The 24356-nt window shown below is 60.0% G+C and carries 25 protein-coding genes; 17 read left to right on the plus strand and 8 right to left on the minus strand.

What is annotated here, in order from left to right; all coding sequences use genetic code 11:
* Window positions 1–102 precede the first annotated feature (102 nt).
* Window positions 103–1143, minus strand: a complete 1041-nt coding sequence (locus QK296_RS07105; protein WP_003188506.1) for an NADP(H)-dependent aldo-keto reductase — start codon at window positions 1141–1143, stop codon at window positions 103–105.
* A 250-nt stretch (window positions 1144–1393) separates the two neighbouring features.
* Between QK296_RS07105 and rplM the strand changes: the two genes are divergently transcribed.
* From rplM to QK296_RS07145, 8 genes are all read left to right on the plus strand, one after another.
* Complete coding sequence (gene rplM, locus QK296_RS07110; RefSeq protein WP_003188508.1) at window positions 1394–1822, plus strand: 50S ribosomal protein L13; 429 nt, start codon at window positions 1394–1396, stop codon at window positions 1820–1822.
* Between the two features lie 14 nt (window positions 1823–1836).
* Entirely contained in the window at window positions 1837–2229 is a 393-nt protein-coding gene (rpsI, locus tag QK296_RS07115; RefSeq protein WP_002555064.1) for a 30S ribosomal protein S9, read from the plus strand.
* A 266-nt stretch (window positions 2230–2495) separates the two neighbouring features.
* On the plus strand, window positions 2496–3089 hold the full coding sequence (gene petA / locus QK296_RS07120) for a ubiquinol-cytochrome c reductase iron-sulfur subunit (protein ID WP_003188524.1): 594 nt from the start codon (window positions 2496–2498) through the stop codon (window positions 3087–3089).
* The gene (locus tag QK296_RS07125; RefSeq protein ID WP_003188526.1) at window positions 3089–4300 is read left to right on the plus strand and encodes a cytochrome bc complex cytochrome b subunit; all 1212 of its coding nucleotides are present in this window, start codon (window positions 3089–3091) and stop codon (window positions 4298–4300) included. The genes petA and QK296_RS07125 overlap by 1 nt, the downstream gene beginning before the upstream one ends.
* Window positions 4300–5079, plus strand: a complete 780-nt coding sequence (locus QK296_RS07130; RefSeq protein WP_003188528.1) for a cytochrome c1 — start codon at window positions 4300–4302, stop codon at window positions 5077–5079. Before QK296_RS07125 ends, QK296_RS07130 begins: the two co-directional genes overlap by 1 nt.
* A 147-nt stretch (window positions 5080–5226) precedes the next feature.
* Window positions 5227–5844: a glutathione S-transferase N-terminal domain-containing protein gene (locus QK296_RS07135; protein WP_003188529.1), complete on the plus strand. Its 618-nt coding sequence runs from the start codon at window positions 5227–5229 to the stop codon at window positions 5842–5844.
* Window positions 5845–5861: 17 nt separating this feature from the next.
* Window positions 5862–6281 (plus strand): ClpXP protease specificity-enhancing factor, encoded by a 420-nt coding sequence (locus tag QK296_RS07140; protein ID WP_003188531.1) that lies wholly within the window; start codon window positions 5862–5864, stop codon window positions 6279–6281.
* 159 nt (window positions 6282–6440) lie between these two features.
* Window positions 6441–7190 carry a FadR/GntR family transcriptional regulator gene (locus QK296_RS07145; protein ID WP_003188534.1) on the plus strand — a complete coding sequence of 250 codons (750 nt, stop codon included), beginning with the start codon at window positions 6441–6443 and terminating at the stop codon, window positions 7188–7190.
* Between the two features lie 141 nt (window positions 7191–7331).
* Here QK296_RS07145 and QK296_RS07150 read toward each other — a convergent pair whose 3' ends face one another.
* Window positions 7332–8489, minus strand: coding sequence for a hypothetical protein (locus tag QK296_RS07150; protein WP_057710924.1), 1158 nt, complete (start codon window positions 8487–8489; stop codon window positions 7332–7334).
* Between the two features lie 233 nt (window positions 8490–8722).
* Here QK296_RS07150 and kdgD point away from each other — a divergent pair, with 233 nt between their 5' ends.
* The 5 genes from kdgD (at window position 8723) to QK296_RS07175 (ending at window position 15375) form a co-directional block, all read left to right on the plus strand.
* A complete protein-coding gene (gene kdgD / locus QK296_RS07155; protein WP_003188537.1) occupies window positions 8723–9634 on the plus strand; it encodes a 5-dehydro-4-deoxyglucarate dehydratase in 912 nt (303 codons plus the stop codon).
* A gap of 54 nt (window positions 9635–9688) precedes the next feature.
* Complete coding sequence (locus QK296_RS07160; RefSeq protein WP_057710925.1) at window positions 9689–11134, plus strand: aldehyde dehydrogenase family protein; 1446 nt, start codon at window positions 9689–9691, stop codon at window positions 11132–11134.
* A 171-nt stretch (window positions 11135–11305) separates the two neighbouring features.
* The gene (locus tag QK296_RS07165; protein WP_003188541.1) at window positions 11306–12670 is read left to right on the plus strand and encodes an MFS transporter; all 1365 of its coding nucleotides are present in this window, start codon (window positions 11306–11308) and stop codon (window positions 12668–12670) included.
* Window positions 12671–12680: 10 nt separating this feature from the next.
* Window positions 12681–14234 (plus strand): galactarate dehydratase, encoded by a 1554-nt coding sequence (garD, locus tag QK296_RS07170; RefSeq protein WP_057710926.1) that lies wholly within the window; start codon window positions 12681–12683, stop codon window positions 14232–14234.
* A 199-nt stretch (window positions 14235–14433) separates the two neighbouring features.
* On the plus strand, window positions 14434–15375 hold the full coding sequence (locus QK296_RS07175; RefSeq protein WP_003188544.1) for an AEC family transporter: 942 nt from the start codon (window positions 14434–14436) through the stop codon (window positions 15373–15375).
* Between the two features lie 109 nt (window positions 15376–15484).
* Here QK296_RS07175 and QK296_RS07180 read toward each other — a convergent pair whose 3' ends face one another.
* The 6 genes from QK296_RS07180 to gatC all read right to left on the minus strand — a co-directional run bounded on the left by QK296_RS07180 (window position 15485) and on the right by gatC (window position 20684).
* Window positions 15485–15868 (minus strand): carboxymuconolactone decarboxylase family protein, encoded by a 384-nt coding sequence (locus tag QK296_RS07180; protein WP_003188545.1) that lies wholly within the window; start codon window positions 15866–15868, stop codon window positions 15485–15487.
* Entirely contained in the window at window positions 15865–16944 is a 1080-nt protein-coding gene (locus QK296_RS07185; protein WP_057710927.1) for a calcium/sodium antiporter, read from the minus strand. The genes QK296_RS07180 and QK296_RS07185 overlap by 4 nt, the downstream gene beginning before the upstream one ends.
* Window positions 16945–16970: 26 nt before the next feature.
* Window positions 16971–17342 (minus strand): septal ring lytic transglycosylase RlpA family protein, encoded by a 372-nt coding sequence (locus QK296_RS07190; protein WP_057710928.1) that lies wholly within the window; start codon window positions 17340–17342, stop codon window positions 16971–16973.
* A gap of 130 nt (window positions 17343–17472) precedes the next feature.
* Window positions 17473–18918, minus strand: a complete 1446-nt coding sequence (gatB, locus tag QK296_RS07195) for an Asp-tRNA(Asn)/Glu-tRNA(Gln) amidotransferase subunit GatB (RefSeq protein WP_003188551.1) — start codon at window positions 18916–18918, stop codon at window positions 17473–17475.
* Between the two features lie 10 nt (window positions 18919–18928).
* Window positions 18929–20380: an Asp-tRNA(Asn)/Glu-tRNA(Gln) amidotransferase subunit GatA gene (gatA, locus tag QK296_RS07200; RefSeq protein WP_047712591.1), complete on the minus strand. Its 1452-nt coding sequence runs from the start codon at window positions 20378–20380 to the stop codon at window positions 18929–18931.
* Window positions 20381–20396: 16 nt separating this feature from the next.
* Entirely contained in the window at window positions 20397–20684 is a 288-nt protein-coding gene (gatC, locus tag QK296_RS07205; RefSeq protein ID WP_003188556.1) for an Asp-tRNA(Asn)/Glu-tRNA(Gln) amidotransferase subunit GatC, read from the minus strand.
* A gap of 210 nt (window positions 20685–20894) precedes the next feature.
* Between gatC and mreB the strand changes: the two genes are divergently transcribed.
* From mreB to QK296_RS07225, 4 genes are all read left to right on the plus strand, one after another.
* Window positions 20895–21932 (plus strand): rod shape-determining protein MreB, encoded by a 1038-nt coding sequence (gene mreB / locus QK296_RS07210; protein WP_002555108.1) that lies wholly within the window; start codon window positions 20895–20897, stop codon window positions 21930–21932.
* A 139-nt stretch (window positions 21933–22071) separates the two neighbouring features.
* The gene (gene mreC / locus QK296_RS07215) at window positions 22072–23160 is read left to right on the plus strand and encodes a rod shape-determining protein MreC (protein ID WP_120248661.1); all 1089 of its coding nucleotides are present in this window, start codon (window positions 22072–22074) and stop codon (window positions 23158–23160) included.
* Complete coding sequence (gene mreD, locus QK296_RS07220; RefSeq protein ID WP_003188558.1) at window positions 23160–23648, plus strand: rod shape-determining protein MreD; 489 nt, start codon at window positions 23160–23162, stop codon at window positions 23646–23648. Before mreC ends, mreD begins: the two co-directional genes overlap by 1 nt.
* 51 nt (window positions 23649–23699) lie before the next feature.
* Complete coding sequence (locus QK296_RS07225) at window positions 23700–24296, plus strand: Maf family protein (RefSeq protein ID WP_003188560.1); 597 nt, start codon at window positions 23700–23702, stop codon at window positions 24294–24296.
* The last annotated feature ends 60 nt before the right edge of the window (window positions 24297–24356 follow it).

A 24356-nucleotide genomic window follows, 5' to 3' on the forward strand; every position in this document is an offset into this window, starting at 1 on the left:
GAACGCCTCATGTGACGCTCTGCGTCACGACTCTGAAAGCGGACGCAGAGCGTCCAAGGCGGCATTCCCACGCAGAGCGTGGGAATGATCAGTGCGGGTCAATCAGGGTGCCGGATTCGGATGATCCTTCTGAATCGCCTCAATCCCTTCCAACACCTCTTTCGATAATTTCAGATCGGCACTGGCGATGTTGCTGTCCAGTTGTTCCAGCGATGTGGCGCCAATAATATTGCTGGTCACAAACGGCTGTTGCGTCACAAACGCCAGCGCCATCTGCGCCGGGTCCAGGCCATGTTCCCGCGCAAGAGCCACATAGCGGCTGCACGCCGCTTCCGACTGCGGGTTGAAGTAACGGCTGAAGCGGCTGTATTCAGTCAGGCGCGCCTTGGCCGGGCGTGCGCCATTTTCGTACTTGCCACTGAGCATGCCGAACGCCAAAGGCGAATAGGCCAGCAAGCCGCACTGTTCACGAATGGCAACCTCCGCCAGGCCCACTTCAAAGCTGCGGTTGAGCAGGTTGTAGGGGTTCTGGATCGACACGGCGCGCGGCCAGCCGCGGGCTTCGGCCAGGGCCAGGAACTTCATGGCGCCCCACGGCGTTTCGTTGGACAGGCCAATGTGGCGGATCTTGCCGGCCTTCACCTGTTCGTCCAGGGCTTCGAGCGTTTCCTCCAGTGGGGTGAGGTCGTCTTCGTCCTTGTGCTTGTAGCTCAACTGGCCGAAGAAGTTGGTGCTGCGCTCCGGCCAGTGCAATTGGTAGAGGTCGATCCAGTCGGTCTGCAGGCGCTTGAGGCTGGCGTCGAGGGCTGCGCCGATGTGCTGGCGGTTGTGGCGCAGGTGGCCATCGCGGATATAGTCGATGGTGTTGCCGGGGCCGGCGATCTTGCTGGCAAGCACCCAGTCGGCGCGGTCGCCACGGCTTTTGAAGTAGTTGCCGATGTAGCGTTCGGTGGTGGCGTAGGTGTCGGCCTTGGGCGGCACCGGGTACATTTCCGCGGTGTCGAGGAAGTTGATGCCTGCGGCCTTGGCCCGTTCGATCTGCGCGAAGGCCTCTGCCTCGCTGTTCTGCTCGCCCCAGGTCATGGTGCCCAACGCGATCGCGCTGACATTCAGATCGGTGCGGCCCAGCTGTCGGTAATCCATCGGGTACTCCTTCAGGGGAAAACAATCATAAAAGCAGGTTGAATTTTTTTTCGCAATCTGCATAATTGCCCACCTCTTTCTGCAGTGGAAGTGATGCGCCGCCTGCCGAAGAATCTTGCCGTTGAACGGACGCGCCGACCCGAGCCCCCGATAGCGTCTGTATCCGGCTGCCTTTGACCTTGTCAAAGTACGCACTATTCAGTAAGATCCGCCGTCTAAATTTACAGGCGGCCCCTGAGGCTATTAAAGAATGACAACTTTTACTGCAAAACCGGAAACAGTTCAGCGCGACTGGTTTGTCGTCGACGCCGCTGGTCAGACCCTGGGTCGTCTGGCCACTGAAGTCGCCAGCCGTCTGCGTGGCAAGCACAAGCCTGAATACACCCCGCACGTTGATACCGGCGACTACATCGTCATCATCAACGCTGAGCAGGTTCGTGTAACCGGCAACAAAGCAAGCGACAAAATGTACTACCGTCACTCCGGTTTCCCAGGCGGTATCAAGTCTTCCAACTTCGAAGGCCTGATTGCCAAGAAGCCTGAAGCCCCGATCGAAATCGCGGTCAAAGGCATGCTGCCTAAGGGCCCACTGGGTCGCGATATGTTTCGCAAGCTGAAAGTCTATGCGGGCGCTGTACACCCTCATGCTGCTCAGCAGCCCCAAGAACTGAAGTTTTAACGGAATAGTTCATTATGTCGGCGACTCAAAATTACGGCACTGGCCGTCGCAAAACCGCAACCGCACGCGTTTTCCTGCGTCCGGGCACTGGTAACATCTCGATCAACAACCGCTCCCTGGACAACTTCTTCGGTCGCGAAACTGCCCGCATGGTAGTTCGTCAGCCGCTGGAATTGACCGAGACCGTTGAAAAGTTCGACATCTACGTCACCGTTATCGGTGGCGGTGTAAGTGGTCAAGCTGGCGCAATCCGCCACGGTATCACTCGCGCTCTGATGCAGTACGACGAAACCCTGCGTGGCGCTCTGCGCAAAGCTGGCTTCGTGACTCGCGATGCTCGTGAAGTTGAACGTAAGAAAGTCGGTCTGCGTAAAGCGCGTAAGCGTCCGCAGTACTCGAAGCGTTAATTCGCTTTACGTTCCACAAAAACGCCCAGCCTCCTCACGGAGCTGGGCGTTTTTTATTGCCTGCGATTTATGCACATTTTTCGCCGTGACAACTTGCCACATCCGTAGACCCCCTATACTACAAGGCCTGGAGGCGGAGCCCCGGGCAATTCCCTTGTCATACGTGGGGCTTTTCATTACCATCCGTCAAAATTTTTATAAGTAAAGATTCAACACTTAGTAGACGCCTGATTTAACAGGCCAAAAAGCTGATGGGAGAGGACTGAATGAGCAATGACGGCGTGAATGCAGGCCGGCGTCGCTTCTTGGTAGCAGCCACATCCGTGGTGGGTGCTGCAGGAGCGGTGGGGGCTGCGGTCCCGTTCGTGGGGTCATGGTTTCCCAGTGCCAAGGCGAAAGCCGCAGGTGCACCGGTGAAGGTGAATGTCAGCAAGATCGAGCCAGGCCAGCAGATGATTGCTGAATGGCGCGGCCAGCCGGTTTTCATTGTTCGTCGTACCGAGGAAATCCTGGGGAATCTGAAGAAGATCGAAGGCCAGTTATCTGACCCGACATCGGAAAAGTCCGACCAGCCCGCCTACGCCAAGAACGAAGCGCGTTCGATCAAGCCAGAGATTCTGCTGCTGGTTGGTCTGTGTACCCACCTGGGTTGCTCACCTACCTTCCGCCCGGAAGTGGCGCCTGTCGACTTGGGCAAAGACTGGGTCGGCGGTTATTTCTGCCCGTGCCACGGTTCCCACTATGACCTCGCTGGCCGCGTCTACAAATCCCAGCCCGCGCCCCTGAACCTGCCGGTTCCTCCTCACAATTACGAATCTGACGACATCATTGTCATTGGCCTCGACAAGGAGAACGCGTGATGAGCAAGTTCATGGATTGGGTGGATGCGCGCTTCCCCGCCACTAAAATGTGGGAAGACCATCTCAGCAAATATTACGCGCCGAAAAACTTCAACTTCTTCTACTTCTTCGGCTCCCTGGCCCTGTTGGTGCTGGTCAACCAGATCGTCACTGGCGTGTGGTTGACGATGAGCTACACGCCGTCGGCGGAAGAAGCGTTTGCTTCTGTCGAATACATCATGCGTGACGTCGAGTACGGCTCGATCCTGCGCCTGCTGCACTCCACCGGCGCGTCGGCGTTCTTTATCGTCGTCTACCTGCACATGTTCCGCGGCCTGCTCTACGGCTCGTACCAGAAGCCTCGTGAGCTGGTGTGGGTCTTCGGCATGTTGATCTACCTGGCGCTGATGGCCGAAGCCTTCATGGGCTACCTGCTGCCCTGGGGCCAGATGTCGTACTGGGGCGCCCAGGTGATCATCTCGCTGTTCGGCGCAATCCCGGTGATCGGCAACGACCTGACCCAGTGGATTCGTGGTGACTACCTGATCTCCGGCATCACCCTGAACCGCTTCTTCGCCTTGCATGTGGTGGCCTTGCCGATCGTGATCCTGGGCCTGGTGGTACTGCACATCCTGGCGCTGCACGAAGTGGGTTCCAACAACCCGGATGGCGTGGACATCAAGAAGCACAAGGACGAGAACGGCATCCCGCTGGATGGCATTCCGTTCCACCCGTACTACACCGTGAAAGACATTGTCGGCGTAGTCGTGTTCCTGTTTGTGTTCTGCTCGATCGTGTTCTTTTTCCCGGAGATGGGTGGTTATTTCCTGGAGAAGCCTAACTTCGAACAGGCCAATGCCTTCAAGACACCCGAGCACATTGCCCCGGTCTGGTACTTCACGCCGTTCTACGCGATCTTGCGCGCGATCCCCGACAAACTCATGGGCGTGATCGCCATGGGCGCGGCCATCGCGGTGCTGTTCGTGCTGCCGTGGCTCGACCGTAGCCCGGTCAAGTCGATGCGCTACAAAGGCTGGCTGAGCAAGATCTGGCTGTGGGTGTTCTGCATTTCGTTCGTGATCCTGGGCGTGCTGGGCGTATTGGCGCCTACCCCTGAGCGCACGTTGCTGTCGCAGGTCTGCACCTTCCTGTACTTCGCCTACTTTATTCTGATGCCGTTCTATACCCGGCTCGAGAAGACCAAACCGGTTCCGGAAAGGGTGACTGGCTGATGAAAAAATTACTCGTTGCATTCGTGCTTGCGGCACTGCCGCTACTGTCCTTCGCCGCCGAACATGGCGCAGAGCTGGAAAAAGTCGATATCGATGTGTCTGACAAAGCCGCCATGCAGGATGGGCTGCGTACATTCACCAACTACTGCATGGGGTGCCACAGCGCCAAGTTCCAACGGTATGAGCGCGTTGCCGATGACTTGGGCATTCCCCATGAAGTGATGCTCAGCCACGCGGTGTTCACGGGTGCCAAGATCGGCGACCACATGAACATCGGCATGCAGCCGGCCGACGCCAAGACCTGGTTCGGCGCCGCACCGCCCGACCTCACCCTGGTGGCCCGTGTACGCGGTACCGACTGGCTCTACGGTTATCTCAAATCCTTCTACGAAGACCCTGCGCGCCCCTATGGCGTGAACAACAAAGTCTTCCCGAACGTCGGCATGCCGAACGTTCTGGTCGGCCTGCAGGGGCGCCAGGTGGTAGGATGCAAGCAGGTTCAGGTCGTTGAAGACGGCAAGAAGCAATATGATCCGTTGACCGGCACGCCGCTGACCCATGAAGCGTGCGATCAACTGACCATCGTGCCCAAGACCGGTACGCTGAACGAAGAGCAGTTCGACGAGAAGGTCAAGAACCTGGTGACCTTCCTGGCCTACTCGGCCAACCCGGTTAAACTGCAGCATCAGCGTATCGGTACCTACGTCTTGCTGTACCTGGCTTTCTTCTTCGTATTCGCTTATTTGCTCAAGCGTGAATACTGGAAGGATGTGCATTGATCCAACCGTAAGCAATTGCTGTTAATCTTGCGCGCCCAGCGGCATCTCTGAACACGTAGCGCCGGTTTGAACCGGTCGTTACAGGGATGCTTCTGGGCGCGCTCGTTTTTGAGCTTTCGATAATTTCAACAAGCGAGGAGGACCGCCATGGGCGTGACCAATCGGTTGGCCTGTTACTCCGACCCCGCCGACCACTATTCCCACCGAGTACGCATCGTGCTCGCAGAGAAGGGTGTCAGCGCCGAGATCATCAGTGTGGAGGCGGGCCGTCAGCCGCCGAAGCTGATCGAAGTGAACCCTTACGGCAGCTTGCCCACCCTGGTCGATCGTGACCTGGCGTTGTGGGAGTCGACCGTGGTGATGGAATACCTGGATGAGCGTTACCCTCATCCGCCTTTGCTGCCGGTGTACCCGGTGGCGCGTGCCAACAGCCGCCTGCTGATCCATCGGATCCAGCGTGACTGGTGCGGGTTGGTGGATGTGATTCTGGATTCGCGTTCCAAAGAAGCCGCTCGTGTGCAGGCGCGCAAGGAATTGCGCGAGAGCCTGACCGGCGTTTCGCCGTTGTTCGCCGATAAACCTTTTTTCCTCAGTGAGGAACAAAGCTTGGTGGATTGCTGCCTATTACCCATACTCTGGCGCTTGCCGATTCTGGGCATTGAACTGCCACGGCCGGCCAAGCCGTTGCTTGATTACATGGAGCGCCAGTTTGCGCGTGAGGCTTTCCAGGCGAGTCTGTCTGGCGCCGAACGCGATATGCGCTAAGGCTTAAGGAGCCGTTGATGAACTCCAGTCGACCTTACCTGGTCCGCGCGCTCTATGAGTGGATTGTGGACAACGATTGCACCCCGCACATGCTGGTCAATTCCGAATTTCCTGCGGTTCAGGTACCCCAGGGTTTTGCCAGTGACGGGCAAATTGTGCTGAACGTATCGCCCAGTGCCGTGCGCCACCTGCACATGGACAACGAAGCGGTGAGCTTCGAAGGGCGTTTCGGCGGTGTGCCCCATACGCTGTTCGTGCCCATCGGTGCCATCCTCGGGATCTACGCCCGGGAAAATGGCCAGGGCATGGTGTTCGATCTGGAGTCGCCTTTAGAGGATGACGAAACGATTGAAGGCGAAGACGGTGATGATGTACCGCCACCGGATGCCGAGCCGCCGCGCCCTAGCGGTCGGCCAAGCTTGAAAGTGGTGAAGTAGGCGGATTTCGCTTACAGACCCATCTGAAAAATGCCTCGACAGCTGTCGGGGCATTTTTTTTGCGTGAAGGATATGGATGAAAGTCGCGCCAGAACGGTGATCGTACAACCACCATGGGCTATGATGCGGTCTTCAGTTCGTCGAGAAAGATGGTTCATCATGGAAAACGCCAGCGCCGCCCCACGTCTTCCCCGCAAGCGCCGCAGCCTTGCCCAGGAATTGGTCACGGTGTTGTCCGAGCAGATCCGCGATGGCCAGCTCAAACGCGGCGACAAGTTGCCCACCGAGTCGGCGATCATGGATGCCCACGGCGTCAGTCGGACGGTGGTGCGTGAAGCCATCTCGCGCCTGCAAGCGGCGGGGCAGGTCGAGACTCGCCACGGTATCGGCACCTTCGTGCTGGACACGCCAAGCCCCAGCGGTTTTCGCATAGACCCTGCCACCGTGGTGACCTTGCGTGATGTGCTGGCGATTCTGGAGTTGCGTATCAGCCTGGAAGTGGAGTCTGCGGGCCTTGCTGCCTTGCGCCGCAGCGATGAGCAACTGGCGGCCATGCGCGCGGCCCTCGATGCCTTGAATGAAAGTGCGGCCCACGCTGGCGATGCGGTGGCGTCGGATTTTGCCTTTCATCTGGAAATTGCACTGTCTACCGGTAACCGCTACTTCACCGACATCATGACCCACCTGGGCACCAGCATCATTCCGCGTACCCGCCTGAATTCGGCGCGCCTGGCCCATGATGATCAACAGCACTACATGAGCCGCTTGAGCCGCGAACACGAAGAAATCTATGAGGCGATTGCCCGCCAGGATTCGGATGCGGCACGTGCGGCCATGCGCCTGCATTTGACCAACAGCCGTGAGCGGCTGCGTCATGCCCATGAAGAGGCAGAGGCACAGCGGGGCTGATCGTTCCCACGCTCTGCGTGGTAACGCCTCTATGGACGCTCCGCGTCCCGATGCGCGTGAATTTCTCAAGCCCTCGCAGGGTGACGCGGAGCGTCATAGGCTGTATTCCCACGCAGAGCGTGGGAACGATCATGCCAGCCGTTAGTTGGCGGGTTGGTTTGGCTTGTAGTCCTTAAGCAGCAAGTACGTGCTCCACCCCCACCAATCATTAGTCCAGTGCTTGTCGTTCAAATCATTGACGTCCTTGCGCCGCAGCACCTTGTCCCCCTCCATCTTGAACAGCGGCGAGAAGTTATTCGCCGGGTTTTGCGCGGCGTTCAGGTCGGGCACATACAGCGGTGCCTTGAACTCAGCTGGGGAGGGCGCGATGCCGCTGATGAAGGTTTCGAAGATCTCATCGGCCGAGGCCTGTACGGCCCCTTTGACCTGCACGCGATTGTCGGCGTCGATGCTGTCGAAGTAGCGCTTGTCGCCGTAGGCATGCCACTGAGCGCCCATGGCATTGCGCACCTTGAGCCCGAATTTACTGTCTTCATCGTGCATGAAGCGGCTGATCAGCGAGCCGAGTTCTCCTGGCGTCACCACTGCCGCCAGTTGTTTGCGCGGTACCCGCAGGTGGCCGGCGGAAAACAGGTCGGTCAAAAAGTGATCGGCAAAGCTGTTCATGGCGTAAGCCAATTCCAGGGCCTGGTCGGTGCCGGTCTGATGAGCCACCACGGCCTGTTGCAGAGCCGCTGCGTGACCGGCCAAATAGGCGGACAGGGCCCATTCACCGAAGTGGTCGGCGTTGTCCGCTGCCAGCTTCAGGTAGCGGCCCAACGGTACGAGGGCCGAAACAGCACTGCCGCCGCCGGTTATGCGATTCCACTCCTCGGACAACGTATCTCCCAGGGCGTCATAGGCTTCATGAGGTTGTTTGCCGTCCTTGATCGCCTGGTTGACGGCGTTGATCTCCTTTTGCATCACCGCCAGGATCTTCTGCGCTTCTTCCCGTGAAGCAGGCAACACGGCGAGAGAATTGAACGCCGCGGTGAAGCGTTGCACGCGCTCGGTCGGAGAATTGCCATCGCTGATCGGTTGGCCGGGGATGCCATAGAAGTCGCCGCCCAGGGCGATCACTTGGCCATAGGTCAGCGCAAGCCCGTTGGGCAGGTGCAGTTCGACTTGGCGCGCAGGAATGGCCGAGGCGTCCTTGCTGAAGCGAAGCAGGGTGTCATCGCCGATGGCGGTGTGTTCACCGCCTTCGAAGCGCAGGGTAGGCGGAGTTTTTTCGGGTGCTGCGAGTTCAAGACCTGACATGTTAGCTCCTTGCTATGTCGTAGGAATCTTCCGTGATAACTGTATGCATATACAGTCACCTGAATCATAGGTGAGAAATTTCCTACGTCAAGAGCCGCGTCTCAAGCCCTCGTTGGATTACGCCGGATGAATTGCAGTTGACGAATTTATTTATAGTTGTACGATGACGTACGACATCATCAAAACCAACAACAACCTTTCGTAAGAAAGTCTTCGCCCAGGGTGTTCGAATAATGAATCCACAAGAACTGAAGTCCATCCTCTCCCACGGTCTGCTGTCTTTCCCAGTGACCGATTTCAACGCCCAGGGTGATTTCCACCAGGCGGGTTACATCAAGCGCCTGGAATGGCTGGCCCCTTATGGCGCCAGCGCCTTGTTCGCCGCGGGTGGCACAGGTGAGTTTTTCTCCCTGGCGGCCAGCGAATATTCCCAGGTGGTGAAAACCGCCGTGGATACCTGTGCGTCCAGCGTGCCGATCCTGGCCGGTGTAGGCGGTGCCACCCGCCAGGCCATCGAGTACGCCCAAGAGGCCGAACGCCTCGGCGCCAAAGGTTTGCTGCTGCTGCCGCACTACCTCACCGAAGCCAGCCAGGACGGGGTTGCCGCCCACGTTGAAGCCGTGTGCAAGTCGGTCAAGATCGGCGTGGTGGTGTACAACCGCAACGTCTGCCGCCTGACCGCACCGCTGTTGGAGCGTCTGGCCGAGCGCTGCCCGAACCTGATCGGCTACAAGGATGGCCTGGGTGATATCGAGTTGATGGTGTCGATCCGCCGTCGCCTGGGCGACCGTTTCAGTTACCTCGGTGGTTTGCCGACTGCAGAGGTTTACGCCGCAGCCTACAAGGCCCTGGGCGTGCCGGTGTACTCCTCGGCGGTGTTCAACTTCATCCCTAAGACCGCGATGGATTTCTACCACGCCATTGCCCGCGAAGATCACGCCACCGTTGGCAAGATCATCGACGACTTCTTCCTGCCGTACCTGGATATCCGTAACCGCAAAGCCGGTTACGCGGTGAGCATCGTCAAGGCCGGTGCGAAAATCGTCGGTTATGACGCCGGCCCCGTGCGCACGCCACTGACCGACCTGCTGCCGGAAGAATACGAAGCCCTTGCTGCGCTGATCGACAAGCAAGGCGCGCAATAAATTATCCACAAGGCCGCTGAGCAATCAGCGGCCTTTTGCGTCAGGAGAAGATTCGTGTCCCAAGCAAAGCGTTTTGAAAACTACATCAATGGCCAATGGGTAACCGGCGCCGACTACTGCACCAATATCAACCCGTCGGATGTGTCCGACGCCATTGGCGAATACGCCAAAGCCGACGTGGCCCAAGTCAACGCGGCCATCGACGCTGCCCGCGCCGCGTTCCCGGCGTGGTCCACCTCCGGTATCCAGGCGCGTCACGATGCGTTGGATAAAGTCGGCAGCGAAATCCTCGCCCGTCGTGAAGAGCTGGGTACTTTGCTGGCGCGGGAAGAGGGCAAGACCCTGCCTGAAGCCATTGGCGAAGTGACCCGTGCCGGCAATATCTTCAAATTCTTCGCCGGTGAATGCCTGCGCCTGTCGGGCGATTACGTGCCGTCGGTGCGTCCGGGCGTCAACGTTGAAGTGACCCGCGAAGCCCTCGGTGTGGTGGGCCTGATCACTCCGTGGAACTTCCCGATTGCCATCCCCGCGTGGAAAATCGCCCCGGCCCTGGCCTACGGCAACTGCGTGGTGATCAAGCCTGCCGAACTGGTGCCGGGCTGTGCCTGGGCCTTGGCGGAGATCATCTCCCGCGCCGGCTTCCCTGCCGGTGTGTTCAACCTGGTGATGGGCAGTGGCCGTGTGGTCGGCGACGTGCTGGTCAACAGCCCGAAAGTCGATGGCATCAGTTTCACCGGGTCTGTGGGCGTTGGGCGTCAGATCGCCGTCAGCTGTGTCTCGCGCCAGGCCAAGGTGCAGTTGGAAATGGGTGGCAAGAACCCGCAGATCATTCTCGACGATGCCGACCTCAAACAAGCTGTCGAGCTGTCGGTCCAGAGTGCGTTTTACTCCACCGGCCAGCGTTGCACCGCCTCGAGCCGTTTGATTGTTACTGCCGGGATTCACGACCAGTTCGTCGCCGCCATGGCCGAGCGCATGAAGTCGATCAAGGTCGGCCACGCGTTGAATAGCGGCACCGACATTGGCCCGGTGGTGTCCCAGGCCCAGTTGGATCAGGACATGAAATACATCGACATCGGCCAGAGCGAAGGCGCCCGGCTGGTGAGCGGTGGCGGCCTGGTCACCTGCGACACCGAAGGCTATTACCTGGCGCCCACACTGTTTGCTGACAGTGAAGCGGCGATGCGCATCAGCCGTGAAGAGATCTTCGGCCCGGTGGCCAACGTGGTGCGCGTGGCCGACTACGAGGCCGCGCTGGCCATGGCCAATGACACCGAGTTCGGCTTGTCGGCCGGCATCGCCACCACCTCGCTCAAATATGCCAACCACTTCAAGCGCCACTCCCAGGCCGGGATGGTGATGGTCAACCTGCCGACGGCGGGGGTGGATTACCACGTTCCATTTGGTGGCCGTAAGGGCTCATCCTACGGTTCGCGTGAGCAAGGTCGCTATGCGCAAGAGTTCTACACCGTGGTGAAAACCAGCTACATCGGTTCGTAACACGCAGCACCCTGTGGCACCGGCCTTATGTGGGAGCTGGCTTGCCTGCGATAGCATCACCTCGGTCTAGCTGACACACCGAGGTGCCTGCATCGCGGGCAAGCCCGGCTCCCACAGGAAAAACAAAAAATCATCACCCGCAAAAAAAATAATTAGTGGGAGTACTTCTACATGCAAGCGACCAAGCCGACCCACGTCCGCTATTTGATCCTGCTCATGCTGTTCCTGGTGACCACGATCAACTACGCCGACCGGGCCACCATCGCTATCGCCGGCTCCAGCCTGCAAAAAGACCTCGGTATCGACGCGGTCACCCTTGGTTATATCTTCTCTGCGTTCGGTTGGGCCTATGTGGCCGGGCAAATCCCCGGTGGCTGGCTGCTCGACCGTTTCGGCTCGAAAAAAGTCTATGCCCTGAGCATCTTCACCTGGTCGCTGTTCACCGTGCTGCAAGGCTACGTCGGTGAGTTTGGCGTCTCCACTGCGGTGGTCGCGCTGTTCATGCTGCGCTTCATGGTGGGCTTGGCCGAGGCGCCGTCGTTTCCGGGAAATGCCCGTATTGTTGCGGCGTGGTTTCCTACGGCTGAACGCGGCACTGCGTCGGCGATCTTCAACTCGGCCCAGTACTTCGCCACGGTGCTGTTCGCGCCCTTGATGGGCTGGATCGTCTATCGCTTCGGCTGGCAGCACGTGTTTATTGTGATGGGCGTGATCGGCATTGTGTTCTCGCTGATCTGGCTGAAAGTTATCCACAGCCCGCGCCAGCATCCGATGATCAACGAGGCCGAGTTCAATCACATCGCGGCCAATGGCGCGATGGTCGATATGGACCAGGACAAGGGCAAGGGTAAGAAAACCGACGGGCCGAAGTGGGATTACATCCGTCAGCTCCTGACCAACCGCATGATGCTCGGCGTCTACCTGGGCCAGTACTGCATCAACGGCATCACCTACTTTTTCCTGACCTGGTTTCCGGTGTACTTGGTGCAGGAGCGTGGCATGACCATCCTCAAGGCGGGTTTCATTGCTTCGTTACCGGCGATCTGCGGCTTTATCGGCGGGGTGCTCGGTGGGGTGATTTCCGACTACCTGCTGCGCAAAGGCCATTCGCTGACCTTCGCGCGCAAGGCGCCGATCATCGGTGGCCTGCTGATTTCCAGCAGCATCGTGGCCTGCAATTACGTAGACATCGAATGGATGGTGGTGGGCTTCATGGCCTTGGCCTTCTTCGGCAAAGGCGTTGGCGCACTGGGTTGGGCGGTGGTGTCCGACACCTCACCGAAACAAATCGCCGGGCTCAGTGGCGGCTTGTTCAACACCTTCGGTAACCTGGCGTCGATCACCACGCCGATTGTGATTGGCTACATCATCAGCACCACCGGCTCGTTCAAATGGGCCCTGGTGTTCGTTGGCGCCAACGCGCTGGTGGCGGTGTTCAGTTACCTGGTGATTGTCGGCCCGATCAAGCGTGTGGTGCTCAAGGAGCCGCCTACCCAGGGCCCTGAGTTGACCAACCTTTCTCAAGCGCATTCCTGAGGTTCGTGTGATGCAGTTGATTGAACATGCCGACTCGCCGCGCTCGATCCGTTTGCACGAGCGCGACAATGTGGTAATCGTGGTGAACGATCAAGGGGTGCCCGCCGGTACCGAGTTTCCCGACGGCCTGGTCACCGTGGATTTCATCCCGCAGAGCCACAAGGTGACCCTGGAAGACATCCCCGAGGGCGGCCAGATTATTCGCTACGGCCAGATCATCGGTTATGCCCTGGCGCCGATTCCCCGCGGCAGTTGGGTGCAGGAGGACCAGTTGCGCATGCCCACCGCACCGCCGCTGGACAGCTTGCCGCTGTCCACCGAGGTGCCTGAAACCCAGGCACCCCTGGAGGGGTTTACCTTCGAGGGCTATCGCAATGCGGACGGCACCGTGGGCACGCGCAATATCCTCGGCATTACCACTACCGTGCAATGCGTCACGGGCGTGCTGGACCATGCGGTCAAGCGCATCAAGGACGAGTTGCTGCCCAACTACCCGCATGTCGATGACGTGGTGGCGCTGACCCACAGCTATGGCTGCGGCGTGGCGATTACGGCGACGGATGCCTACATCCCCATCCGCACCGTGCGCAACCTGGCGCGCAACCCCAACCTGGGCGGCGAAGCCTTGGTGATCAGCCTGGGCTGCGAAAAGCTCCAGGCCGGCCAGGTGATGCACGACAACGACAGTTCTGTAGACCTGAGCGAGCCGTGGCTGTATCGCCTGCAGGATTCCAGCCACGGCTTTACCGAAATGATCGAGCAGATCATGGCCCTGGCCGACGTGCGCTTGAAAAAACTCGACCAGCGTCGCCGCGAAACCGTGCCGGCCTCCGAGTTGATCCTGGGCATGCAGTGCGGCGGCAGCGATGCGTTTTCCGGGATCACTGCCAACCCGGCGCTGGGCTATGCCTCGGACCTATTGCTGCGCGCCGGCGCGACGGTGATGTTTTCCGAAGTGACTGAAGTGCGCGATGCGATTTACCTGCTGACTTCACGCGCGCAAAACGAAGACGTCGCCCGCGAGCTGGTCAGGGAAATGGACTGGTACGACCGTTACCTGGCCAAGGGCGAGGCGGACCGTAGCGCCAATACTACGCCGGGTAACAAGAAGGGCGGGCTGTCGAATATTGTCGAGAAGTCGTTGGGCTCCATTGTCAAATCCGGCAGCAGTGCGATCAACGGTGTGCTTGGCCCTGGGGAACGCTTCAAGGAAAAGGGCCTGATCTTCTGCGCCACACCGGCCAGTGATTTTGTCTGCGGCACCTTGCAACTGGCGGCGGGGATGAACCTGCACGTGTTCACCACCGGGCGCGGCACGCCGTACGGGCTGGCGATGGCACCGGTGGTGAAGGTCTCCACCCGCACCGAGCTGGCCCAGCGTTGGCCGGACCTGATCGATATCGACGCCGGGCGCATTGCCACGGGGCGCGCGAGCATCGAGGAGCTGGGGTGGGAGCTGTTCCACTTCTATCTGGATGTGGCCAGCGGCAAGAAGCAGACCTGGGCAGAGCGGCACAAGCTGCATAACGACATCACGCTGTTCAACCCGGCGCCGATTACCTGAAACCAGGCGCTAACCCTGTAGGAGCGAGCTTGCTCGCGAAAAACGTCAACGATAACGCGTGTTAACTGAATGAACGCGGCGCCTGGGAGTTTTTCGCGAGCAAGCTCGCTCCTACATTTGAAGTGCGTTGCCCACACGAACCCGCTCGTACTGGCTTATCATTAGCCAACTAACGACGCCCACCAAGGTTCTCCCCGGCATGCTGGCAATCTTCCTCACCACCCTCACCATCACCGCGCCGGTGTTTGCCATGCTGTTCCTGGGCGTGTTTCTAAAGCGCATCAATTGGATCAACGACAACTTTATCCACACCGCATCGTCCCTGGTGTTCAACGTTGCCATGCCGGCGCTGCTGTTCCTGGGCATTCTGCATGCCGACCTGCACTCGGCGCTCAAACCGGGGCTGCTGATCTACTTTTGCGTCGCCACCTTGGTGAGCTTTGCCATGGCCTGGGGCTGGGCGATCTTTCGTTGCAAGCGCGAAGACCGAGGCATCTACGCCCAGGGTGCGTTTCGTGGCAATAACGGGGTCATCGGCCTGGCGCTGGCGGCCAGTATGTACGGCGACTACGGCATATCCCTGGGCGCGATCCTCGCCGCGCTGGTGATCCTCTTTTACAACACGCTGTCGACCATTGTGCTGGCGGTGTATAGCCCGGTGATCAAGTCCGACCCGTGGAGCATCTTCAAAAGTGTATTGGCCAACCCGCTGATTATCAGCGTGATCGTCGCCACGCCGTTCGCGTACTTCCAGATCGGCGTGCCCGGCTGGCTTGAGAAATCCTTGCAGTACCTGTCCGACACCACGCTGCCGTTGGCGTTGATTTGCATCGGCGGCACCTTGTCCATGGCCGCGTTGCGCAAGAGCGGCAACATGGCGTTGAGCGCAAGCCTGATGAAGATGATCTGGCTCCCGGTGATCGCGACTCTGGGCGCGTGGTTGCTGGGGTTCCGAGGGCCGGAGTTGGGGATTCTGTTCCTGTATTTCGGCGCGCCGACTGCGGCCGCGAGCTTTGTGATGGCTCGGGCGGCGGAAGGGAATCATGAACTGGCGGCGGCGATTATCGTGATCACCACGCTGATGGCGGCGGTGACCACGAATATCGGGATTTTTGTGTTGCAGGCGGGTGGTTGGATCTGAAATAGGCGGGCAGCTTAAGGCCCCATCGCAGGCAAGCCAGCTCCCACACTTGAAGGTATTCACACATCCACATGTGGGAGCTGGCTTGCCTGCGATAGCTATCTGGCAGTCACTGCTGATCGGCCTGATACGCCTCAATCACTTCCTGCGCCGCCCGAAATGCATCAATCGCCGCCGGCACCCCGGCATACACCGCGCAATGCAGCAGCGCTTCGCGAATCTCTTCAACCGTACAGCCATTATTCAGCGCACCGCGCACATGCCCCTTGAGTTCCTGCGAGCACTTGAGGGCGGTGAGGGCGGCGAGGGTGATCAGGCTGCGGGTCTTGAGTGGCAAGCCTTCGCGGTTCCAGACGCTGCCCCATGCGTGCTCATTGACGAAGTCCTGCAGCGGTTGGGTGAACGCCGTTGCATTGCCCAGGGCGCGGTCGACGAACGCATCGCCCATGACTTGGCGACGCACTTCAACCCCTGGCTTTTTCTGATCGGTCATTGCGATTCCCTCTTGTGTTGGCGGTGCCAGGCGCGCAGTGAGGTGAATAACAGCAGAGCGCCTAACGCCGGCAGGACGTAATACAGCATCAATTGTTCAAGCTTGTTGGCCAGCGGCATGCCGGTGGTGAACGCCATCACATGCAGGCCGTAGGCCAGGTACAGCCCCAGCAGCACCACCCCTTCGATGCGTGTTACCCGGTAGCCGGTATAGAACACCGGCAGGCACAGGATGATGGCGCCGAGCATCACCGGTAAATCGAAGTCCAGGGCGTTGGGCGATACCGACAGCGGTGTCGGCGCCACCAGGGCGGTAAAACCCAGCACGCCGAGCAGGTTGAACAGGTTGCTGCCGATCACGTTGCCCACGGCGATCTCCCGTTCGCCACGCAAGGCGGCGATCAGCGACGTGGCCAGGCACGGCAGCGAGGTGCCGACGCCGATCAACGTGAGGCCGATGACGCGCTCCGATAATCCGAGATCGCCCGCCACCTCAACCGCTGCGCCGAGCAACAAATGCCCGGCCAGCACCAGCACCAGCAAGCCGCCGAGCATCAGCAGCACACTGCTCAGCCATGGCGCTTTGGCCACGGTGTCGAGGGTGCGCGGGCGGCGGGAGTGGCGTGTCTGGTAATGCAATACGCCCAGGTAAGCCAGCAGCGCCACCAGCAGCACGGCGCCATCGAAGGGCGTCAGCATTTCATTGGCGGCCAGGATAAACACCAGCAGGCCGGCGACGATCATCACCGGGATATCCACGCGCACCAGCTGCCGCGAGACTCGCAGTGGAATGATCAGTGCGGACAAGCCCAGGGTCACGAGGATATTGAAGATGCTGCTGCCGATGACGCTGCCTACGGCAATGTCCGTGTTGCCAGCCAGCGTGGCCTGCAGGCTGACGGTCATCTGTGGCGCACTGCTGCCGAAGGCGACGATGCTCAAGCCGATGATCAGTGGCCGCACCTTGAGGCTGGCCGCCAGGCGCACCGCAGCGCGCACCAGGATTTCAGCGCCGACGATCAGCAAGATCAGGCCGCCCACCAGTTCGAGCAGGCTCCAGGGCGATAGGGCGTTCAATCCGAAAATGCTCAAGGCTGCCTCGATCAGTTGTTCAGGGCTTGCACGCGAACCCGCGCGGTACCGCTGCTCAGCATGCGCAGTTGCTCGGCAGCCTTGCGTGAAAGGTCGATCAGGCGGCCACGGGTATGCGGGCCGCGATCATTGATACGCACCACGACAGAACGGTTGTTGTCGAGGTTGGTCACCTTGACCTGGGTGCCGAAGGGCAGGCGCCGATGGGCGGCGGTCAAGGCGTTCTGGTTGAAAGGTTCACCGCTGGCAGTTCTCTTGCCATGGTGCTTGGCGCCGTAATAGGACGCGGTGCCGGTTTCGTCGTAGCCGTTGGGGTCGATGAGGCCGCTGGTGCAACCGGCCAGCAGGGAGGACAAGGCCAGGAGGCCGAGTAGACGCTTCATTTCAAGATGTCCCCGTTGGATCGTTCCCACGCTCTGCGTGGGAATGCAGCTGGTGACGCTACGCGTCACAAAAGCGGACGCGGAGCGTCCCGTGAGACGTTCCCACGCAGAGCGTGGGAACGATCATGGATCAGCCTTCGAGCTTGCTTTTGAGCAGTTCGTTCACCTGTTGCGGGTTGGCTTTGCCCTTGGAGGCTTTCATCGCCTGGCCGACAAAGAAGCCGAACATCTTGCCGCGCTTGGCTTCGTCTGCCGCGCGGTATTGCTCGACCTGCTCGGCATTGGCCGCGAGCATTTCATCGAGTACGGCCGAGATGGCGCCGCTGTCGGTGACTTGCTTGAGGCCACGCTTTTCGATGATCTCGTCGGCACTGCCTTCACCGGCGGCCATCGCTTCGAACACAGTCTTGGCAATTTTGCCGGAGATGGTGTTGTCCTTGATGCGCAGCAGCATGCCACCCAGTTGTTCGGCGGTGACCGGCGCTTCGTCGATTTCCAGGCCCTGTTTGTTCAACAGGCTGCCCAGTTCGACCATCACCCAGTTGGCCGCCAGCTTGGCGTCGCCGGCAATGCTCACGACTTTTTCGAAGTAGTTGGCTTGTTCGCGGCTGGAAGCCAATACGCTGGCATCGTAGACCGACAGGCCGAACTGTTCCTGGAAGCGTTCGCGTTTTTGCTGCGGCAGTTCCGGCAGGGTGGCGCGGATGTCATTGAGGAAGGAATCCTCCAGCACCACCGGCAACAGGTCCGGGTCGGGGAAGTAGCGGTAGTCGTTGGCTTCCTCCTTGCTGCGCATGGCGCGGGTTTCGTCTTTGTTCGGGTCGTACAGGCGCGTTTGCTGGATCACCTTGCCGCCGTCTTCGATCAGCTCGATCTGGCGACGCACTTCGCTGTTGATCGCCTTCTCGATGAAGCGGAACGAGTTGACGTTCTTGATCTCGCAGCGGGTGCCGAACTCAACCTGACCCTTGGGGCGGATTGACACGTTGCAGTCGCAACGCAGCGAGCCTTCGGCCATGTTGCCGTCGCAGATGCCCAGGTAGCGCACCAGCGCGTGGATGGTCTTGACGTAGGCCACGGCTTCCTTGGCGCTGCGCATGTCCGGCTCGGACACGATCTCCAGCAGCGGCGTGCCGGCACGGTTCAGGTCGATACCGGTCGCGCCCGGGAATTCTTCGTGCAGGCTTTTGCCGGCGTCTTCTTCCAGGTGCGCACGGGTGACGCCGACACGCTTGATGGTGCCGTCTTCCAGGGGAATGTCCAGGTGGCCCTTGCCGACAATCGGCAGTTCCATCTGGCTGATCTGGTAGCCCTTGGGCAGGTCCGGGTAGAAGTAGTTCTTGCGCGCAAACACGTTGTGCTGGCCGATCTCGGCGTCAATCGCCAGGCCGAACATCACCGCCATGCGCACCGCTTCCTGGTTCAGCACCGGCAGCACGCCGGGCATGCCCAGGTCTACCAGGCTGGCCTGGGTATTGGGCTCAGAGCCGAACGTGGTGGCGCTACCGGAGAAAATCTTCGATTGGGTGGCGAGCTGGGTATGAATCTCCAGCCCGATCACAACTTCCCATTGCATAGTGTTCTCCTCAGAAGCCGGTAGGGGTGCGGGTGTGCCAGTCGGTGTTCAACTGGTACTGGTGCGCCACATTGAGCAGGCGGCCTTCCTGGAAATACGGGGCGAGCAATTGTACGCCCACCGGCAGGCCATCGACGAAACCTGCGGGCATGGACAAGCCCGGCAAGCCCGCGAGGTTGGCGGTGATGGTGTAGAGGTCTTCCAGGTACTCGGCGATCGGGTCGCCGGTCTTGGCGCCGATCTTCCACGCCAGGTTCGGCGCGGTCGGGCCGAGGATCACATCGACTTCTTCAAAGGCGGCCATGAAGTCGTTCTTGATCAGGCGACGGATTTTTTGCGCCTTGAGGTAGTACGCGTCGTAGTAGCCGGCCGACAGGGCGTAGGCGCCGACCATGATCCGGCGCTGCACTTCACTGCCGAAGCCTTCGCCACGGGAGCGTTTGTACAGGTCGGTGAGGTCTTTCGGGTTTTCGCAGCGATAGCCGAAGCGCACGCCGTCGAAACGCGACAGGTTGGAAGACGCCTCTGCTGGCGCGATCACGTAGTAGGCGGGAATCGCATGCTGGTTGTTCGGCAGGCTGATTTCCTTGATCACGGCGCCAAGTTTTTCCAGCTCTTTGATGCTGTTTTGCACCAGATCGGCGATACGCGGGTCGAGGCCGGCGCTGAAGTATTCCTTCGGCACGCCGATGCGCAGGCCCTTGATCGAGGTGTTCAGGCTGGCGCTGTAGTCCGGCACGGGCTCGTCGATGCTGGTGGAGTCCTGTTTATCGAAGCCTGCCATGCCTTGTAACAATATTGCGCAGTCTTCAGCGGTGCGTGCCAACGGGCCGCCCTGATCGAGGCTGGACGCATAGGCAATCATGCCCCAGCGAGACACACGACCGTAGGTCGGCTTCAGGCCGGTGAGGTTGGTGAAGGCCGCTGGCTGGCGGATCGAACCGCCAGTGTCGGTGGCGGTAGCGGCGGGCAGGAAGCGCGCGGCCACGGCCGCCGCCGAACCACCGGACGAACCACCCGGCACGTGTTCCAGGTTCCACGGGTTTTTCACCGCGCCGTAGTAGCTCGACTCGTTGGCCGAGCCCATGGCGAATTCGTCCATGTTGGTCTTGCCCAGGGTCACGGCACCGGCAGCGGCCAGCTTGGCGACCACAGTGGCGTCGTAGGGCGCCTTGAAGTTGTCGAGCATCTTCGAGCCGCAGCTGGTGCGAATGCCCTGGGTGCAGAACAGGTCCTTGTGGGCGATCGGTGCGCCAAGCAGCGCGCCGTTCTCACCGTTGGCGCGACGGGCGTCGGCGGCCTTGGCCTGGCTCAGGGCCAGCTCCTCGGTGAGGCTGATGAAGCTGTTGACCTTCGGATCGAGCGCGGCGATACGCGCCAGCAAGGTCTGGGTCAGCTCTTCGCTGGAAAACGATTTGTCGGCGAGACCGCGGGCGATCTCGGCCAGAGTCATGTGATGCATGAAAGGCTCTTTCCCTTTAGTCGATGACTTTCGGAACCAGGTACAGGCCGTTTTCGACCGCTGGCGCGATGGACTGGTAGGCCTCGCGATTATTGCGTTCGGTCACGACGTCTGCGCGCAGGCGCTGGCTGGCTTCCAGTGGGTGAGCCAGGGGCTCGATGCCGTCGGTATTCACGGCTTGCATTTGGTCGACCAGCCCGAGAATGCTGTTCAGGGCTGCGGTGGTCTGTGGAAGATCGGCATCATTAAGGCCAAGCGAGGCCAAATGTGCGATTTTTTCCACGTCGGAGCGTTCAAGCGCCATGGGATTCTCCAGTGGAAAACAGAACGGAGGGCGTCCGTGTGTTAGATTGTCGGAACACTACCGCATTTCTACGGTCATAAGGCCGCGATTGTGGGGGTTGGTGCACAGAAAGTCGGCCAATTTAGCACATTGGCGCCTTGCCCAAAATCCCTGTCGTTGTTAGAGTTTGCCGCACTTTTTTACCCACGCGTTGCCTAGGGTCCTTTCCCCATGTTCAAGAAACTGCGTGGCATGTTTTCCAGCGATCTCTCCATTGACCTGGGCACTGCCAACACCCTTATTTACGTGCGCGAGCGCGGTATCGTTCTGAATGAGCCATCGGTTGTGGCCATTCGGACCCATGGTAATCAGAAAAGTGTCGTTGCCGTTGGCACCGAGGCCAAGCGCATGCTCGGCCGTACACCAGGCAATATTGCTGCCATTCGTCCGATGAAGGATGGCGTGATCGCCGATTTCAGCGTCTGCGAAAAGATGCTGCAGTACTTCATCAACAAGGTTCACGAAAACAGTTTTCTGCAGCCCAGCCCTCGCGTGCTGATCTGCGTTCCGTGCAAGTCCACCCAGGTTGAGCGTCGCGCCATCCGTGAATCGGCCCTTGGCGCCGGTGCCCGTGAAGTCTTCCTGATCGAAGAACCGATGGCCGCTGCGATCGGTGCCGGCCTGCCGGTTGAGGAAGCACGCGGTTCGATGGTGGTGGATATCGGTGGTGGTACCACCGAAATCGCCCTGATTTCCCTGAACGGTGTGGTGTATGCCGAATCCGTACGCGTGGGCGGTGACCGTTTCGACGAAGCGATCATCACGTATGTGCGTCGTAACTACGGCAGCCTGATCGGCGAATCCACCGCCGAGCGCATCAAGCAGGAAATCGGCACCGCTTACCCAGGCGGTGAAGTGCGCGAAGTCGATGTGCGCGGTCGCAACCTGGCCGAAGGCGTTCCACGTGCCTTCACCCTGAACTCCAATGAAGTGCTGGAGGCTCTGCAAGAGTCCCTGGCCACCATAGTTCAGGCGGTGAAAAGCGCCCTGGAGCAATCGCCGCCGGAGCTGGCTTCCGATATCGCCGAGCGTGGCCTGGTACTGACCGGTGGTGGCGCCTTGCTGCGCGACCTCGACAAGTTGCTGGCCCAGGAAACCGGCCTGCCGGTGATCGTCGCCGAAGACCCGCTGACCTGTGTTGCCCGTGGCGGTGGTCGTGCGCTGGAAATGATGGATAAACACACCATGGACCTGCTCTCCAGCGAATAAGATTGCCTGGATGGTTCATGCTTCGTCGGCAGGCAGCACTTTGCAGTGCTGCCTGTTGGCGTTTATCTTCTTCAATCTGCATCCAGGCCGGTTTGATGCCGTATGAATAAAGAGAACATTTGCCTGGGAGGAGCGGCTTATTAAACCGCTTTTCGCCAAAGGCCCCTCATTGGGTGTGCGCTTATTGGTGCTGACCGTGCTTTCGGTCGCGCTGATGGTGGTCGATGCCCGCTTTGCACTGCTCAAGCCGGTGCGTAGCCAGATGTCGCTGGTGTTGATGCAGACCTACTGGATCACCGACCTGCCGCAACGTCTATTCCAGGGTGTGTCCAGCCAATTTGGCAGCCGCACCGAACTGGTCGCCGAGAACGAAAAACTCAAGACTGAAAACCTGCTGTTGCAGGGGCGCATGCAAAAGCTGGCGGCCCTCACCGAGCAGAACGTTCGGCTGCGCGAGTTGCTCAATTCTTCCGCGCTGGTCAACGAAAAGGTCGAAGTGGCCGAACTGATCGGCATGGACCCCAACCCCTTTACCCACCGCATCATCATCAACAAGGGTGAGCGCGACGGTGTGGTGCTTGGCCAGCCGGTGCTCGACGCCCGTGGCCTGATGGGCCAGGTGGTGGAGTTGATGCCCTACACCTCGCGGGTGCTGTTGCTGACGGACACCACCCACAGCATCCCGGTACAGGTCAACCGTAACGGCCTGCGCGCGATTGCCAGCGGCACCGGCAACCCGGAACGCCTGGAGCTGCGCCATGTGGCCGACACTGCGGATATCAAGGAAGGCGACCTGCTGGTCAGTTCTGGCCTGGGCCAGCGCTTCCCGGCGGGTTACCCGGTGGCGACGGTCAAGGAAGTGATCCACGATTCCGGCCAGCCGTTCGCTATCGTTCGGGCGGTACCGACTGCCGCGCTGAACCGCAGCCGTTACCTGCTGTTGGTGTTCAGCGACAACCGCACCCCGGAAGAGCGCGCCAACGACGCCGCCCAGGCCCAGGAAGCGGAAGACCAGCAGAATGGTACCGCGCCTATCGTGCCGGCCACGGTGCCGAAACCGGCTTTCGTCGGTCCGCCTGCCCCTGCGGCAACAACTGCACCGGCACCGGCGGCAACGCCCGCTCAACCGGCAGCGCACAACGCGCGCCCGGCTAAGCCGCCTGTAGCCAAACCCCCGGCTACTGCGCCGAGCACCGCTCCGACCACCACACGGCAGAGGGAGCAATAATGGCCGGTACTCATTCACGCAATGGCTGGATCGTCTGGCTGACCTTCGCCATCGGCTTGCTGCTCAGCGTTTCGCCGCTGCCGCAGTTTATGGAAATCCTGCGCCCGCTCTGGCTGGCCTTGTTGCTGGCGTTCTGGTCATTGAACCTGCCGCACAAGGTGGGCATGGTCACGGCGATGTGCCTGGGGTTGGCCGAAGATGTGCTGTATGGCACCTTGCTGGGCCAGAACGCGTTGATCCTCACCCTGATTACCTTTCTGGTGCTGTCGTTGCAACAGCGCCTGCGCATGTTCCCGATGTGGCAGCAGTGTTTGGTGATCCTGGTGATCTTCGGCCTGGCGCAGTTGGTGCAACTGTGGCTCAGCGCGTTGACTGGCAACCGCCAGCCGACCCTGGCGCTGGTCTTGCCGGCGCTGGTCAGCGCCTTGTTGTGGCCCTGGATCAGTTTTGGCCTGCGTGGGCTGCGTCGTCGCTATAAAATCAATTGAATGGATTGCGAGGCTCTGCCTGGTTATCGAACCCCACAGGGAGAGGCTGCAATGAATTCGCTTTATCTGGCCTCGGGCTCCCCGCGGCGACGTGAACTGCTGGTCCAGATCGGTGTGCCCTTTACCCTGGTCAGCGCCGCTATTGATGAAACGCCCCTTAACAACGAACCTGCCGTTGCCTATGTCGAGCGCCTTGCGCGGGGCAAGGCGACGGCGGGTTTTGTTGCGCTTGGCCACACCTCAAACACCTGCGTGCTAGGGGCCGACACGGCGGTGATTGTCGACGGGCGGATCCTGGGCAAACCGGTGGACCAGGCTGATGCACTGGCCATGCTGATGGCCCTTTCCGGCCGCGAGCATGAAGTGCTTACCGCCATTGCCCTGACCGACGGCCAGCAATGTGAAACCCGATGTGTCAGCAGCCGTGTACGTTTCCGCGAGGTTTCTGTGCAGGAGGCTACCACCTACTGGCACAGTGGCGAACCGCAGGACAAGGCTGGCGGCTATGCTATCCAAGGGCTGGGTTCGGTGTTTGTGGCCGGGCTTAATGGCAGTTATTCCGCCGTGGTGGGCCTGCCAGTCTGCGAAACCGCGCAACTGCTCGCCCAATTCGGCATACCCTGTTGGCAAAACCTTACCGTGTGCTGAACGCCGTATTCCAGCGCCAAGCCTTAAGCGACCGGTCACTATTGTGAAAACGCCTGAACG

Origin of the sequence: Pseudomonas sp. AL10 (genome assembly GCF_029960685.1) — a bacterium.
In the GTDB taxonomy this organism is placed as follows: domain Bacteria; phylum Pseudomonadota; class Gammaproteobacteria; order Pseudomonadales; family Pseudomonadaceae; genus Aquipseudomonas; species Aquipseudomonas lactis.

Coding starts and splice junctions, on each gene's coding strand:
- QK296_RS07175 (WP_003188544.1), top strand. CDS start 14,434: ATGCTGGCAATCTTCCTCACCACCCTCACCATCACCGCGCCGGTGTTT.
- QK296_RS07125 (WP_003188526.1), top strand. CDS start 3,089: ATGAGCAAGTTCATGGATTGGGTGGATGCGCGCTTCCCCGCCACTAAA.
- gatB (WP_003188551.1), bottom strand. CDS start 18,918: ATGCAATGGGAAGTTGTGATCGGGCTGGAGATTCATACCCAGCTCGCC.
- rpsI (WP_002555064.1), top strand. CDS start 1,837: ATGTCGGCGACTCAAAATTACGGCACTGGCCGTCGCAAAACCGCAACC.
- QK296_RS07105 (WP_003188506.1), bottom strand. CDS start 1,143: ATGGATTACCGACAGCTGGGCCGCACCGATCTGAATGTCAGCGCGATC.
- QK296_RS07165 (WP_003188541.1), top strand. CDS start 11,306: ATGCAAGCGACCAAGCCGACCCACGTCCGCTATTTGATCCTGCTCATG.
- kdgD (WP_003188537.1), top strand. CDS start 8,723: ATGAATCCACAAGAACTGAAGTCCATCCTCTCCCACGGTCTGCTGTCT.
- QK296_RS07135 (WP_003188529.1), top strand. CDS start 5,227: ATGGGCGTGACCAATCGGTTGGCCTGTTACTCCGACCCCGCCGACCAC.
- gatC (WP_003188556.1), bottom strand. CDS start 20,684: ATGGCGCTTGAACGCTCCGACGTGGAAAAAATCGCACATTTGGCCTCG.
- petA (WP_003188524.1), top strand. CDS start 2,496: ATGAGCAATGACGGCGTGAATGCAGGCCGGCGTCGCTTCTTGGTAGCA.
- QK296_RS07190 (WP_057710928.1), bottom strand. CDS start 17,342: ATGAAGCGTCTACTCGGCCTCCTGGCCTTGTCCTCCCTGCTGGCCGGT.
- QK296_RS07180 (WP_003188545.1), bottom strand. CDS start 15,868: ATGACCGATCAGAAAAAGCCAGGGGTTGAAGTGCGTCGCCAAGTCATG.
- QK296_RS07140 (WP_003188531.1), top strand. CDS start 5,862: ATGAACTCCAGTCGACCTTACCTGGTCCGCGCGCTCTATGAGTGGATT.
- QK296_RS07150 (WP_057710924.1), bottom strand. CDS start 8,489: ATGTCAGGTCTTGAACTCGCAGCACCCGAAAAAACTCCGCCTACCCTG.
- QK296_RS07130 (WP_003188528.1), top strand. CDS start 4,300: ATGAAAAAATTACTCGTTGCATTCGTGCTTGCGGCACTGCCGCTACTG.
- gatA (WP_047712591.1), bottom strand. CDS start 20,380: ATGCATCACATGACTCTGGCCGAGATCGCCCGCGGTCTCGCCGACAAA.
- QK296_RS07145 (WP_003188534.1), top strand. CDS start 6,441: ATGGAAAACGCCAGCGCCGCCCCACGTCTTCCCCGCAAGCGCCGCAGC.
- mreB (WP_002555108.1), top strand. CDS start 20,895: ATGTTCAAGAAACTGCGTGGCATGTTTTCCAGCGATCTCTCCATTGAC.
- rplM (WP_003188508.1), top strand. CDS start 1,394: ATGACAACTTTTACTGCAAAACCGGAAACAGTTCAGCGCGACTGGTTT.
- garD (WP_057710926.1), top strand. CDS start 12,681: ATGCAGTTGATTGAACATGCCGACTCGCCGCGCTCGATCCGTTTGCAC.
- QK296_RS07225 (WP_003188560.1), top strand. CDS start 23,700: ATGAATTCGCTTTATCTGGCCTCGGGCTCCCCGCGGCGACGTGAACTG.
- mreD (WP_003188558.1), top strand. CDS start 23,160: ATGGCCGGTACTCATTCACGCAATGGCTGGATCGTCTGGCTGACCTTC.